The organism is Actinoplanes sp. NPDC051851 (assembly GCF_040681165.1).
Lineage (GTDB): Bacteria > Actinomycetota > Actinomycetes > Mycobacteriales > Micromonosporaceae > Actinoplanes.
In genome coordinates, this window is record NZ_JBFAYF010000026.1 from 54,914 (window position 1) to 69,037 (window position 14,124).

General features: G+C 71.4%; 12 protein-coding genes. 8 read left to right on the plus strand and 4 right to left on the minus strand.

Translation table 11 applies throughout. The features are described from left to right. Nucleotides 1-2: 2 nt before the first annotated feature. Entirely contained in the window at nucleotides 3-605 is a 603-nt protein-coding gene (locus tag AB0M08_RS24170; protein WP_364497248.1) for a BTAD domain-containing putative transcriptional regulator, read from the minus strand. Further along, the gene (locus AB0M08_RS24175) at nucleotides 602-1,249 is read right to left on the minus strand and encodes a TetR/AcrR family transcriptional regulator C-terminal domain-containing protein (protein ID WP_364497251.1); all 648 of its coding nucleotides are present in this window, start codon (nucleotides 1,247-1,249) and stop codon (nucleotides 602-604) included. The genes AB0M08_RS24170 and AB0M08_RS24175 overlap by 4 nt, the downstream gene beginning before the upstream one ends. Before the next feature lie 99 nt (nucleotides 1,250-1,348). On the opposite strand from AB0M08_RS24175, the gene AB0M08_RS24180 reads away from it, so the two are divergent. The 4 genes from AB0M08_RS24180 (at nucleotide 1,349) to AB0M08_RS24195 (ending at nucleotide 9,666) form a co-directional block, all read left to right on the plus strand. Then, complete coding sequence (locus tag AB0M08_RS24180) at nucleotides 1,349-2,770, plus strand: MFS transporter (RefSeq protein WP_364497253.1); 1,422 nt, start codon at nucleotides 1,349-1,351, stop codon at nucleotides 2,768-2,770. 157 nt (nucleotides 2,771-2,927) lie between these two features. Further along, entirely contained in the window at nucleotides 2,928-3,524 is a 597-nt protein-coding gene (locus AB0M08_RS24185; protein ID WP_364497256.1) for a TOPRIM nucleotidyl transferase/hydrolase domain-containing protein, read from the plus strand. A 287-nt stretch (nucleotides 3,525-3,811) separates the two neighbouring features. Continuing rightward, entirely contained in the window at nucleotides 3,812-6,997 is a 3,186-nt protein-coding gene (locus AB0M08_RS24190; RefSeq protein WP_364497259.1) for a LamG-like jellyroll fold domain-containing protein, read from the plus strand. Between the two features lie 86 nt (nucleotides 6,998-7,083). Next, complete coding sequence (locus AB0M08_RS24195) at nucleotides 7,084-9,666, plus strand: hypothetical protein (RefSeq protein WP_364497261.1); 2,583 nt, start codon at nucleotides 7,084-7,086, stop codon at nucleotides 9,664-9,666. Between the two features lie 124 nt (nucleotides 9,667-9,790). Here the strand turns inward: AB0M08_RS24195 and AB0M08_RS24200 are convergent, their stop codons facing one another. Further along, entirely contained in the window at nucleotides 9,791-10,981 is a 1,191-nt protein-coding gene (locus AB0M08_RS24200; RefSeq protein WP_364497264.1) for an SAM-dependent methyltransferase, read from the minus strand. A 1-nt stretch (nucleotide 10,982) separates the two neighbouring features. After that, on the minus strand, nucleotides 10,983-11,156 hold the full coding sequence (locus AB0M08_RS24205; RefSeq protein ID WP_364497267.1) for a CopG family transcriptional regulator: 174 nt from the start codon (nucleotides 11,154-11,156) through the stop codon (nucleotides 10,983-10,985). Nucleotides 11,157-11,218: 62 nt separating this feature from the next. Here AB0M08_RS24205 and AB0M08_RS24210 point away from each other — a divergent pair, with 62 nt between their 5' ends. From AB0M08_RS24210 to AB0M08_RS24225, 4 genes are all read left to right on the plus strand, one after another. After that, nucleotides 11,219-11,521: a hypothetical protein gene (locus tag AB0M08_RS24210; RefSeq protein ID WP_364497269.1), complete on the plus strand. Its 303-nt coding sequence runs from the start codon at nucleotides 11,219-11,221 to the stop codon at nucleotides 11,519-11,521. A gap of 34 nt (nucleotides 11,522-11,555) precedes the next feature. Then, nucleotides 11,556-12,452, plus strand: a complete 897-nt coding sequence (locus AB0M08_RS24215) for a MerR family transcriptional regulator (RefSeq protein WP_364497271.1) — start codon at nucleotides 11,556-11,558, stop codon at nucleotides 12,450-12,452. A 243-nt stretch (nucleotides 12,453-12,695) separates the two neighbouring features. Beyond that, on the plus strand, nucleotides 12,696-13,301 hold the full coding sequence (locus tag AB0M08_RS24220) for a nucleoside deaminase (protein WP_364497274.1): 606 nt from the start codon (nucleotides 12,696-12,698) through the stop codon (nucleotides 13,299-13,301). A 4-nt stretch (nucleotides 13,302-13,305) separates the two neighbouring features. Then, complete coding sequence (locus tag AB0M08_RS24225) at nucleotides 13,306-14,040, plus strand: GNAT family N-acetyltransferase (protein ID WP_364497277.1); 735 nt, start codon at nucleotides 13,306-13,308, stop codon at nucleotides 14,038-14,040. Nucleotides 14,041-14,124: the final 84 nt, after the last annotated feature.

Genomic DNA, 14,124 nt, shown 5'->3' on the forward strand with positions numbered 1-14,124 from the left:
GGCTAGAACGGGCCGGGCGGAAACAGATCATGCCCGGCCCACGGGTCGACCGGCTCCGCGTAATCCGGCGACCGGTCGGCGGGCGGTGACGGCGCGGGCGGCGGCGTGGCCAGGATCGGCTTCGCGAGCAGCGCCGACGCCGTCGCATGCTCCTCGGCCAACCGCGCCCGGGCCGACTCGAAGACCGGCCCGGTCAGCCCGGTCAGCGGCTCGTCCTGCCAGAGCCGCAGCGCGTCCCGGATCACGTCCGTCGCCCCGGCGAGATCGCCGGTCCGATGTGCATCATGCGCCCGGGCCAGCGCACTCCGGAACTCCGCCACATCGACGTCCCCGCCGCGCAGCACATACCCCTGCGGGGTGAACGCGATCATCGACGGATCGAGGGCCCGCCGCAGGCCGCCCACGTACCGCTGCACGATGTCGACCCCGTTCTCCGGCGGGTCCCCGTCCCAGAGAACCTCGACGATGGTGGCGACCGGCACCGCCTCGCCCGGGTGCAGGAGCAGCAGGGCGAGCACCGCCTGCTGCCGCAGCGGTCCGATGTCGATCGGCTCGCTCCCCCGGTACGCCCGCAACCGCCCCAGCATCTCGAACCGCAGGGTCATCGGACGAGCCCGCTGACCAGGATGTCGAGCGCCGCGACGAACGCCTCCCGGGAGTCCTCCCGGGGCAGTGCGGAGACCGCCGCGAGTGCCGGAAGACGAGCCGGGTCGATCCGGGCGACCGCCCGCGACCGCTGACTCGGCTCCCGGGGCGCCAGGCGCGGGTGCGCGTCCAGCAGCTCACCCACCATGAAGTGCCAGCACGACCGGAACGCCCGCGCCGCCTGCCGGGTGGTCAGCCCCGCGTCGAGGAAGTCGGCGAGGCAGGCGTTGCTGAACGGGAACGCGTTCTCCCCGGTCATCTCGCCCAGCACGAGCACGTGCAGGACCCACGAGCACTCGGCCATGTAGTCGTGCGCCGCGGTGAACCGGGTCAGCAGCCGGTCCCGGGGGGTCGCGCCGGGGACCTCGACCGGCAGGCCGAGCGCGATGCTCTCCAGGATCGCGAGCAGCAGCGATTCCCGGTCGGCGATGTGCCGGTAGAGCGAGGTGGCCGCGGTGTTCAGGTCGGCCGCGACGGCGCGCATGGTCAGCGCGTCGAGGCCGTCGCGTTCGATCAGCCGGCGCCCCGCGGACACGATGATCTCCGGGGTCAGGCCGGGGCGGGGGCGTTCCCGCGGTCGGCCACGGGCTTGCCGGGTGGACATGCCGATCATCCTCACACGGACTGGACTCTTCCCACGAAGTTAGGTAAGCCTTATGCGTACAACGTTCGCATCGGGAAAGCTCGGCACGAAGGAAGATCAATGAAGGCACAACATCCGGGCCTCGTCCTGGCCACGGCCTGCGTCTGCCAGGTACTCGTCGTCCTCGACGTGACCCTGGTCAACGTGGCGCTCCCCTCGGTCGCCACCGACCTGGACATCGCGCCGGCGTCACTCTCCTGGGTGGTCAACGCCTACACGCTCGCGCTCGGCGGCCTGCTGCTGCTCGGCGGGCGCTTCGCCGACCTGGTCGGGCACCGCGTCGCGATGCTGGTCGGCCTGGTCGTCTTCGCGATCGCCTCGGTCTTCGGCGGCGTCGCCCAGTCACCCGCCGAGCTGATCGCCGCCCGCGCCGGCCAGGGTGTCGCCGGCGCCATCCTCGCCCCGCTCAGCCTCACCGTACTCATGGTCGCCTTCGCGGAGGGCAAGGCCCGATCGCGCGCCATCGGCATCTGGTCGATGGTCGCCGCGGGCGGCAGCGCGCTCGGCGTCCTGCTCGGTGGCATCCTCACCGAGAGCCTCTCCTGGCGCTGGGTCCTACTGATCAACGTGCCGATCGCCCTGGCCGCGCTGCTGCTGGCGATCTTCTCGGTCCGCAACACGCACACCGCGCGCGGCGGCCGGCTCGACGTGGCCGGCGCGATCCTGGTCACCCTCTCGGTCTCCGCCCTGGTCAACGGCACCATCCAGGCCGCCGGCCACGGCTGGGGTTCGTCGTACGCGCTGCTCTCGTTCCTGATCGCGATCCTCGCCGGCGCCGCCTTCGCCGCCTGGGAACTCCGGGTCGCCGCCACCCCGCTGGTCCGCTTCGGCGTCTTCCGCGCCCGATCGGTCTGGGTCGCCCAGATCGTCATCCTGTTCATCGGCGGCGCCACCGTCGCGGGCTTCTACTTCGCCTCGCTCTACCTGCAGGACGTGCTGCACTACACGCCGATCGAGGCCGGCGCCGCCTTCCTGCCGTTCTGCTTCGGCTCGGTGCTCGGCGCGATGTCCTCGGCCCCGCTCGCGGCACGTTTCGGCCGCCGTACGGTCATGACCGCGGGCCTGCTCTTCGGCTCCGCCGGCATGTACCTTTTCAGTCTCGCGGACGCCGACTCCACCTTCGCCGGCGGCTTCCTGCCCCCGTCCATCCTGGCCTCGATCGGCATCGGCCTCTGCATGGTCGCCACCACCACGATGGCCACCACGGGCGTCGCCGAACACGAGGCGGGCCTGACGAGCGGCCTGCTCAACGCCGGTCGCCAGATCGGCGGCAGCCTCTCCCTGGCCGCGCTGACCACGGTCGCCGTCTCCGCGAGCACCCACTCCACGGCCCTGGACGCCGAGCACGCCCTGGCCGCGGGGTACAGCCGCGCGTTCCTGGTCACCGCCGCGTTCATCCTGGTCGCCGCCCTGGCCGCCGCCACGCTCACCCCGCCGACCCCGGCACCCCAGAAGATCAAGGACAAGGTCAAGGTCGCTTAAACCACTTTCCGGGTACGGTGCGCCCCCTCCCCCCGCGCCGGGCAGTCCCCGCTCCCGGCGCAGGCGCGCCGTACCCCGCCCCCGGCCAGTCCGACGCGGTAACAACCCAGCCGGTAATCGTTTGTCCCCGCCACCCGCCGTCGCCGATGATGGAGAGATGCCCGCGTCCGCCCCCATCGCCAACGCGGCATCCCTGCGGGCGACCGCCGAGGCGTTGGAACGGATCCCCGGCGCCACGGCCGCGATCCTCGTCGAGGGCATCAGCGACCAGATCGCCGTGACCACCGCCGCCACCGCACAGGGCCGCGACCTCGCCGCCGAGCACATCGTGATCGTCCCCATCGGCGGCGCCCACGCCATCACCGGTTTCCTGGCCCGGCTGGCTCCCCACGACGTCCGCCTCGCCGGCCTCTGCGACCGTCTGGAGGCCCCGATCTTCCAGCAGGCCCTGGCCTCGGCCGCCGTCTCCCCCAGCACATTCTTCGTCTGCGACCGCGACCTGGAGGAGGAGCTGATCCGCGCCGTCACCCCACAGGGTGTCCTGACCCTGCTGGAGTCCGAACGCGACCTGCGCCCCTTCCACTCCTTCCAGAGGCAACCGGCGTGGCGCGACCGCCCCCTGCCCGCCCAGCTCTACCGCTTCCTGCGCAGCAGTTCCCGCCGCAACCTGCGCTACGCCCACCTGCTCACCACGTCCGCCGCGTCCGCGGATTCCCTGCCGCACCCCCTGCACGCCCTGCTCGCGGCGGTCTGACCGCGGCCCGGTCACGGTCTTGGCTGGCACTGACGGGTGTGTCAGGCACGCGAGACACCCCTCACCACCAGCCACCATGAGCGAGCCGGCGGCCACGGGCGAACCGGCGGCCACGGGCGAGCCGGACGGCGCGAGACACCCCGGGACGCCAGCCAGGAGAGTGGGCGGGTCGGACGAGTGAATGTGTGTGGGTCTGTTCCTTTGCGTTGACATCACGCATGTAACTGCCTCAATGTGATCTGGAAACATTGTTGCTGGAAACATTGTTGCGCGAAGGGACATGCTCGATGCCGCGACCGCCCGGGAACGCCTTGTTCGCCGCCGTCCTCCTCTTTCTCACGGTTCTCGTGGCGCCGCCCGCCGGGGCCGCGTCAGCCGCGACCACGCAGGGGCTCAAGGGTGAGTACTTCAGCACCTCGGCGCCCGGGGCGCACGACTTCGCGAAGCTCGGCGGGGTGTCGCTGGACCCCAACGTGGACTTCGCGGATCTGACCGGGACGTTTCAGGAGTTCACCGGGCAGACCGAGAACACCACGGCGCGCTGGACCGGGAAGCTGACCGCCCCGGCCACCGGGGACTACACGTTCTCCCTGATCGGCGACAACGGGTTCCGGTTCTCCCTGGACGGGCAGCCGGTGATCGACCACTGGGTCGGCGACTGGGACGTCGAGCAGACCAGCGCGCCGGTGCACCTGGCCGCCGGCGAGGCGCACGACCTGCGCATCGAGCTGTTCCAGGACGTCGGCGGCGCGAACCTGTACCTGCGCTGGTCGGCCACCGGACTCGCCAAGCAGATCGTCCCGGAATCCGCGTTCACCCCGCCGGACGGCTTCCAGGTCTACCCGGTGGACCTCTCGGTCGGCGCCGACGGCCGTACCGTAAGCGCTGATTTTGATCAGGCAGTCGACGACGTCGGGCAGACCGCGGCGCACCTGAGCGTGGAGGCGGACACCACCGCCATGCCGATCAGCGCGGTGACGGTGGACGGTGCGGACGCCACGCGGCTCGTCATCACTCTCGGAGAGCCGATCCAGCAGGGGCAGCGCGTCAAGGTCGACTACGACGGGACCGGTGGGCTGATCGTCGGTGGCGCGGCGGTGCCGCAGATCATCCGGTCGGCGACCAACGCGTCCACGCACCGGCTGACCACCGTCTGGGCCGACGAGGTCGACACCCAGCACCCGCTGCCCGAGTACCCGCGACCGCAGCTGGCCCGCGCCGACTGGCTGAATCTGAACGGCCCGTGGGAGTTCGCCGGCGCCGCGGCCGGTGAGCAGCCGGTCTTCGGGCAGACGCTGGGCGAGACGATCGTCGTGCCGTACCCGGTGGAGTCGCAGCTCTCCGGGATCGAGCGGCGCGAGAGCCACATGTTCTACCGCAAGCTGGTCACCGTGCCGAAGAGTTGGCGGATCGGTTCCGGACAGCGCCTCAAGCTGAACTTCGGCGCGGTCGACTACCGGGCCACGGTCTACGTCAACGGGACCCCGGTCGCCGAGCACACCGGCGGCTACACGGCGTTCACCGCGGACATCACCGGCGCGCTGCGCGGCACCGGCCGGCAGGAGATCCTCGTCGAGGTGACCGATACGACCGGGCAGAACCAGCCGCGCGGCAAGCAGTCGCTGAACCCGGGCGGCATCGTCTACACCCCGACGTCGGGCATCTGGCAGACGGTCTGGCTGGAGCCGGTCGCCACCGCGAGCATCGACGAGATCGTCACCACGCCGACGCTGACCTCGGTCTCGGTCACCGTCGCGTCGTCCACGGCCGCCGCGGGCACCAGGGTCACCGCGACCGCTGTCGACGAGAAGGGCCGCAAGGCGGGCACGGTCACCGGCGTGGTCGGCGCCACGCTCACCCTGAAGGTCGACAAGCCGCACCTGTGGAGCACCACCGACCCCTACCTCTACGACCTCGACGTCAGCCTCGGAAAAGACAAGGTCAAAGGCTACTTCGGCTTGCGTACGGTCGGCGTCGCGAACGTCGGCGGATTCCCCAAGCTGGTGCTGAACGGTACGCCCGTCTTCTCCCTCGCCACGCTCGACCAGGGCTTCTGGCCGGACGGGCTGTACACCGCGCCGACCGACGCGGCCCTGCGCTGGGACCTGGAGGAGACCAGGCGACTCGGCTTCAACGCGGTCCGCAAGCACATCAAGGTGGAACCGGCCCGCTGGTACAGGCACGCCGACGAGCTGGGCCTGCTGGTCTGGCAGGACTTCGTCTCCGGCGACATCACCGACACCGCCGGGCAGCAGGAGTGGCTCGCCGAAGGCCTGCAGACGATGAAGCAGACACACAACTCGCCCTCGGTGATCGGCTACGTGGTCTTCAACGAGGGCTGGGGCGAGTGGGACCGGACCGCCACCGGGCAGATCGCCGACCAGGTCAAGGCCGCCGACCCGTCCCGGATCATCAACGCGCACAGCGGGGTGAACTGCTGCAACTCCAAGGGCGACTCCGGTAAGGGCGACGTGATCGACCACCACGACTACAACAACACCGACCCGGCCTACCCGGACGCCACCCGCATCGCGATGGACGGCGAGCACGGCGGGTTCACGCTGCGCACGCCGGGCCACCTGTGGCCGGGCACGCCCACGGTGATCTACAGCGGTGTCGCGGACAGGGCGGCGCTGACCGCGAAGTACGTCGACAACACCGAGCGCTACTACCTGGAGGCCGCCGGCGCCGAACTCTCCGGCTCGGTCTACACGCAGATCACCGACCTGGAGAACGAGCTCAACGGCCTCTGGACGTACGACCGACGGGAGATCAAGGTCGACGAGGCCGCGGTCCGCGCGGTCAACCAGAAGGTGATCGCCGCCGGTGCGGCCGCCGCCGATGACGCCACCTTCCCCGGCCACGGCGACTGGAGCCTCGACGAGGGCACCGGCAGCACGGCCGCGGACGGCGGCGGCGACAGCGCGCTCACGCTGACCGGCGACACCGCCTGGGCCTCGGGGGTGTCCGGTTCCGCGCTCTCCTTCGACGGCGACGGCGACTCCGCGGACACGGCGGCGCCGGTCCTGGACACCACGAAGGACTACACCGTCTCGGCCTGGGTGACCCTGGACAGGCTGCCCGGCAACTACGCGACCGCGGTCAGCCAGGACGGCCGGGCCACCGAGAACCCCTTCTATCTCCAGTACGGGCAGGGGGCCTTCGCCTTCAGCACGCCGGGCGGCAACCGGGCCCGTCTGGTGACCACGCCGGCGCTGGGCCGCTGGTACCACCTCGCCGGCGTCCGCGACCACACCACCGGCGAGGTCCGGCTCTACGTCGACGGTCGGCGGGTCGCGGCCACGACGGCGGGCACGGACGTGGTCAGCACCGGCGCGTTCTCGGTCGGCCGGGCCAGGTACGCCGGGAACAGGACCGACTACTGGGCGGGCGACATCGATCAGGTGCACGCGTACTCCCGCGCCCTGACCGACACCGAGATCGCCGCCCTCTACACGGCCGAGGCGCCGTAGCACCGACGGAAAAGCGTCGGCGCAGCGATCTCGGCCGATGTTAGGCTCCGGCGTCCCCTTCGGACGGGGACGCCGGGGGAGATCACATGTTGCACAGAATCCGAAGACTGCTGGCCGTGTCCGCGGCCGCGCTCCTCGCCACCACCGTCCTGGTCGGCCTCGCCGCCGACCCGGCCCAGGCACAGACCTACGGCTCGCTGCCGCTGCTCGGCTGGGCGTACACCGACAGCGCCGACCCGTCCACACCGCACCCCGATCCGGCCGGGAACTTCCTGATCGGCACCCGGACGGACACGGCGGGCACCGCGCACACCGGGCGGGCCTACTTCACCTACGACATCACCGGCATGCGGGACCAGGTCCTGCACCGGGTCACCTTCTACACCTACGAGCGCACCGTCGACGACTGCACGAAGGTCGCGCCGATCCAGATGTGGCGGACCACGCCGGTCACCGCGGCGACCACCTGGGACGACGCACCCGAGGAGCGGGAACTGCTCGGCGAACGGTCGTACGGCAGCGGGGTGATCTGCCCCGGCGCCTACCTCGACGTCGACATGATCCCGGCGGTGCAGGCCGCGCTCGCCCGCGACGAGACGTCGATCACCGTCGAGGTCCGGATCAGCGCCACCGGTGAGGACGCCGCCGGGCTCGCCCGGACCATGAGCAAGGCCGCGATCAGCTACGCCGTCAACCACGCGCCGGTCGTCTCCGGTGTCAAGCTGCGCTACCCCGACGCGGGGTGCGGCACCACCGAGGAGCCCCCGCCGGCGTCGAAGTCGGTGCAGTTCCAGGCCACGGTCACCGACGCGGACCCGAGCGACTACGCCCGGATCTACTACGCGTACTGGCCGGCCGACCGGCCCGACCAGCGCAAGGAGACCGCGTACGCCACGCCCGACCTCACCGGGATCGCGGACGGCACGGTGATCGCCTGGACCGCTCAGGGCCGCGACAACGACGACGCCGGGGCATGGGCGGACACCTGCTACTTCGTCCTCGACACGGTGGCACCGGCGACCCCACCCGTGGTGTCCTCGGAGAAGTACCCGACCACGACGTACCCGGGCACCGGCGGTCCCGGCGTACCCGGCACCTTCGTCTTCGACGCCGACGGTGACGTGGACACGGTCGCCTTCGACTGGTACGAGGACGCGCTGATCACCCGGGTGGTGCCGGATCACCCCGGCGGACGGGCCGAGGCCGTCGTCACCCCGCGCTACTCGGGTCCGAAGACGCTGAAGGTCGCCGCGGTGGACGCCGCCGGCAACCGCACCGCCTGGGTCGAGTACCGCTACCTGGTTCGCGACACCGCGCCGTTCGCCGTGTTCGAACTCAACGGCGTGGGCCTGACCAGTCACATCACGCTCTCGTCGAGCGCCGCCGAGGTCACCGGATTCGGGTACGCGGTCGACGGCGGCCCGGAGGTCCGGGTGCCCGCCGTCGACCGTACCGGAAAGGGTGATCTGGTCTTCGACAGCGTCGGCACCAAGACCGTGGTCGAGCGGGCGTACGCCGGCGACGAGGTGATCGGCGTGCACACCGACCAGATCGGGGTCAGCGACGCCCCGAAGATCACCTCGGCCGAGTTCTCCTGGTCGGCCTCGCCGGTCGCGGGCCGGGCGGGCACGTTCACGTTCGCGCCGCGGACCACGGACGTGGTGGCGTACCGGTACGGCTTCGGCGACGGGAACAATCAGAGCGTCGACGCCGGAGCGGACGGCACGGCCGAGCTCTCCTGGACTCCGCAGGAGGGCGGCTACTACACGATCTACGTGACCTCGGTCGACGCGGACGGTGACGTCTCCGAGGTGGGCACGTCGTCGTTCTGGGTCATCGATCCGCACCCGGTGGTGTCGGCGAACACGTACGGCGCCCAGGTCGGCCAGCCGATCAGCGTCGACGCGTGGTCCGACCTGCCGGACGCGGTGGCGATCGTCTACAGCTTCGACGGCGGCCCGCAGCAGACCGTCGACGGCGCGTGGGCCTGGTTCGAGGTGGTGCCGACCCACGCCGGCGACAGCGACCTGGTGGTCTGGGCCCGGCTCGCCGACGGCGGCCTCTCCCCCGCGACCACCACCGTGCTGCACGTCAGCTCGGCACCGGCGGTCACCGCGCAGGGGCCGTTCTCCGCCGACGCGGTCGAGCTGCGGCCGGTGACGTTCACGTTCACCGCGGCGCAGGCCGGGGCGGCCTCGTTCCGGTACACGGTCGGCAGCCGCTATGACGGCGAGGAGCACCCGGAGCACACCGTGGCGGCGGGCGCGGACGGCACGGCCACCGTCACGTACGACGTCCCGGCGTACTGGGGCGACGTCACCGTGACCGTGGCGAGCCTGACCGGCGACGGTACCGCCTCGGACAGCGCCGAGTTCTCGGTCGCCGTCCGTAACCCGCGGGTGGCGGTCACCGGCTCGGTCTCCGGCGCCGGCGTCCCGGCCCAGTTCGGGTTCTCCGGGTACGAGCTGAACGAGTACACCGAGTCGTTCCTGTGGCACGTCGGCGACGGCGCGGTGCAGGAGGTCGCGTACGACCCGCTGGCCTGGGAGACGACGGTCTCCTACACCCCGGAGACGGCCGGCGCCGCCACGCTGTACGTGCAGCGCCGGTTCACCGACGGCTCGCTCTCGCCGATCACCGAGTTCGCGTTCGACGTCCCCGCGAGCTGACCACGGAATTCGCGTTCGAGGTCCCCGCGAGCTGACCACGGAGTTCGCGTTCGACGTCGCCGCGAGCTGACGGCGACAGCACTGTGCAGAGGCGGCCCGGTCCGGCACCGGGCCGCCTCTTCCGTCAGACGGTCGCCACCAGGAAGTCCTCGCCGCTGGACGGGCGCAGGCCGTCGGGGCGGCCGGCGAAGTAGCGGGCGCCGAACGAACGGCCCGGCACGTGCTCGGCCGTGGTGAATCCGGCCTCGCGGGCCAGGCCGAGCATCTCCGCCGGGGTGTAGAAGCTGACGAACGGCGTCCCGGCGGCCCGCGCACCGTTCGCGCTCGCGGTCAGGCCCGGGCGGTCCGCCTCGTCGACCAGGTCGATCGGGAGCATGAACGTCATCGCCAGAGTGGAACCCGGCGCGAACCCGGCGATCGTCCGCAGGGTGGCCGCGGTCGTCTCCCGTGTCAGGTACATGCTGACGCCGGTGGAGACGACGACCGCCGGGCGATCGGGGTCGAGCCCGGCGGCGACCAGCTGCTTCAGCCAGTCCTCGCCCGTCTCGAAGTCGACCGGGACCAGGTGCAACCACTCCGGTACGCCGTAGCCCACTTCGATCAGGCGTTGCCGCTTCCAGGCCTGCGGGCCGGGCTGGTCGATCTCGAAGATCTGCAACCGCGCGGCGATCTCCGGCCGGCGCTGGGCGAACGTGTCCAGCCCGGCACCGAGAATCACGTACTGCGTGACGCCCCGCTCGGCCTGCTCGACGACCAGGTCCTCGACGAGACGGGCCCGCGCGACCATCGAGGCCCGGAACCCGCTGGTGAACCGGGCGTCCATGTCGGGGCGGTCGCGCCAGCCGTCGCCGGGCCTGGCGAGCCGCAGCCCGACCTCGTCCTCGAGGACGTGCGGCGGCGCGTCGACCTGGACGTGCAGCGCCCGCCAGAGCGCGGTCCGCACCGCGGTGCCGTCCGGAGTCTCGGCCGGCGTGACGGGCCGGTCCTCGGGCGGCGCCTGGACGATCCACAACCGCCCGTCGGGATCACGAACGGTCATCTCCCGGGTGCCGTAGTGCGTCTCCTCGTACGGCGTGACCACCTCGACGTCGCTCAGGTCGAGGTCGTCGGGCGCCCTCAGCACGATCTGCGTCCGGGGCTCCCGCTCCTCGGGGATCTCGGCGATGAACACGTACGGCCCGTCGCCGTTGCGCAGCTGCCCGGAGTTGTGGTCGGTCTCGAACTCCAGCGTGAACCCGAGCGTCTGGAAGAACCGGGCGCTCCTCCCCCAGTTGTGGGTCTCCACATACACGGCCTCGATGCCCTCGGTCGCCATGTCAGCTCTCCTTCTCGGTCGATGACGGCTCGTGCGGATTCCTGAGGTATTCGCCGAGGGCCGCCGCGACCAGCGCCGACAACGACATGCCCGTCTCGACGGCACGGAACTTGACCTGCTTGATCAGCCCGATCGGCAGGTACACGTTGAACTGCTTGACGTCCTCATCACCCACGTCCGGATGCTATCATGCTAGCAAGCTAGCAGTGACCCCATCGCGCCGAACGGCGGCCCGGCGTGAAACCGGACCGCCGTCGGCACGTCGACCACCTGGCCGGGCTCGCCGCCGCCTACCCGATCATCTCGATCGAGGACGGCGTCGCGCAGGACGACATGGAGGGCTGGAAGGCGCTGACCGTCGCGCTCGGTGACCGCTGCCAGCTCGTCGGCGACGACGTGTCCTGCACCAACGCCGCGCCGCTGCGCCAGGGCATCGCCGACGGCGTCGCCGACGCGAGCGACCGTACGGCCACGTACAACCGGCCGCTGCGGACCGAGGAGGAGCCGGGCCCCGTGGCGGCGTACGCGGGACGCCTTTGACCTGGACCTTGGGGTCCGGGTTTAGGGTCGGCACATGCGGGTGGGTGAGTTGGCGCGGCGGACCAGAACGACCGTGCGCGCGCTGCGGTACTACGAGTCGGTCGGGCTGGTGGTGCCGCGGCGGCTGAGTAACGGTTACCGAGAGTACGATCCGGTCGCCGAGCGCCAGGTCGCGCAGATCCGCGAACTGATGGCGCTGGGCCTGGCCGTCGAGGAGACCCGCCCGTTCGTCGAGTCGATCGCCGACGGCACCGACACCGACGTCTGCGCCGCCGCGGTGGCCACCTTCCGCAGCGCCGTGACCAGCCTACAGACCCGAATCGGCGAGCTGACCGCCCAGCGAGACGCGCTCAACGCCCGCATAGACGCCGCCGCCGGACGGGTATCACCGGTCGTCCCGGCCATCCCAGCCGACCCATCCTCGCTGATCGGAAACGGTCTTCCCGCCCTGGACTTCTACGCCACGGACGGACGGCCGGTCACGATGAGTGACCTGGGGCCGGGACGCAGCGTCATCTTCGTCTACCCGCTGACCGGGCGTCCCGGGGTCGACCTGCCACGCGGGCTGCTGGAGGTCCACGGGGCGCGCGGCTCCACCGACCAGGCGATGTGGCTGCGGGATCACCACGCGGAGCTGCTGGCAGCGGGGGCGGCCCGGGTGTACGGGTTGTCCGCGCAGTCGACCGGGTACCAGCGGGAGCTGGCCCATCGGCTGCGGCTGCCGTACCCGCTGATCCCGGACCCGAAGCTGACCCTGGCCGCCGCCACCGGCCTGCCCACCCTGACCTCGGGCGACCTGACGCTGTACGACCGCTTGACCCTGGTGATCGCCGACGACGTGGTCGAACACGTCTTCCACCCGATCCTGGACCCACCGTCCCACGCCCTCGAGGTGATGTCCTGGCTGACGAAGCGCCGCTCTGCGGGGTGATCCCATGCTCTGTCCGCCTGTGCTCCCACCTCCCCGCCGTCGCGCCCTCCCGCCGTCGCGCCCTCCAGCCGTCGCATCCTCCCGCCCTCCGCCTTCGCAAGGTTCGCGGCTTCGCAGGTTCGCGCGGCTCGGCTTCGCATGGTTTCGTTTCTCCCGTAGGGGTGGCCTTTCCGTGGGATCGGCGGGAAACGTCGGGGAAACGGGCAAGGTCGAGGATGTGACCGCCTTGATCGGAGGAACGACATGGAGTTGAAGGCTGTCCGCTTCGGTGCGGAACTGCCCGCCTGGGTGACCGAGGAGCTGGCCGGGGTCGACTCGGTGCTGCCCACCCCGGAGGACCGGATGGGCCTGGTGCACCGGCTCGCCCGGCGCAACCACGTCGAGGGCACCGGCGGCCCGTTCGCCGCCGTGGTCAGCGACGCAGCGACCGGCGAGATCATCTCTGCCGGGGTGAACCTGGTGCTGCTCAGCGGACTCTCCGGCATGCACGCCGAGGTGGTCGCGCTGAGCGTGGCGCAGGCCGCGACCGGCAGCTGGAACCTCGGCGGCGAGGCCCGCCCGGCAACCGAGATCACGGTGAACTGGCGCCCGTGCGCCATGTGCTACGGCGCCGTCCTCTGGTCCGGCGTATCCCGCCTGACTGTCGCCGGCGACGGCCCCGAACTCGAGCAGCTGACCGGTTTCGACGAGGGCCCGATGCGCGACGACTGGCAGGCCCAGCTGGAGCAGCGCGGCCTCGAGGTGGTCGTCGGCATCCTGCGCGACGAGGCCGTGGCGACGTTCCGCGAGTACGGCGAACGCACCGACGTGACCGTGTACAACGGCGGCTCCCGGGTGGTGGAACGCTAACCGTATGAAGGTCACCACCTGGTCGCTGCAGATGCACGAGCCCCGCCCACAGGCACCCCGCCCGTTTCCGGACGGCGTCCGCCTCGACCGCGCCACCGGCATCACCCCCGAATACGCTCGTTTCCTGTACGCCCTGGTCGGCGGCCCGTGGACGTGGACCGACCGCCTCGGCTGGTCCCGCCAGCAGTGGGCCGACGAACTCGCCGTCCCGGGCAGCGAGTTCTGGGTCCTCTACAGCGACGGCGCCCCGGCGGGCTACGCCCAACTGCACCCGACCGTCGAGCCGAACGGCACCCACGTCGAGATCCGCTACTTCGGCCTCTGCGACCGGGTGATCGGCCGCGGCCTGGGCTCCCGCCTGCTCGAACACACCATCGCCGCCGCCTGGACCCTGCCCGCCCGCACCCCACTCCCCGGGCTCCCCGGGCTCCCCGCACACACCGAGCGCCCCGAGCACATCGAGCACTCCGAGCGCCCTGATCACACCGCGCGCGCCGCGCTGCCCGGGCACACCGTGCTGCCCGGGGTCGCCCGCGTCTGGGTGCACACGTGCTCCCTGGACGGCCCGGCGGCGCTGGCCAACTACCAGGGCCGTGGCCTCGTCATCTACCACACGGAGGAGACCGACGAGAACGTGCCCGATCAGCCCCTCGGCTCCTGGATCTCCACCGGAGGCCCGACACCGGGCTCGACCGTCGACGCGGCAGTCGGCGCGGTCGGCGCGGAAGGACCCGCATAGGTCGTGCGCGCCGGCCGTGCACACAGGTCGGCCAGGTCCGACTCGGGCACCTGGGCCTGTGCCGCTGGAGGTCGAGGCTCAGGG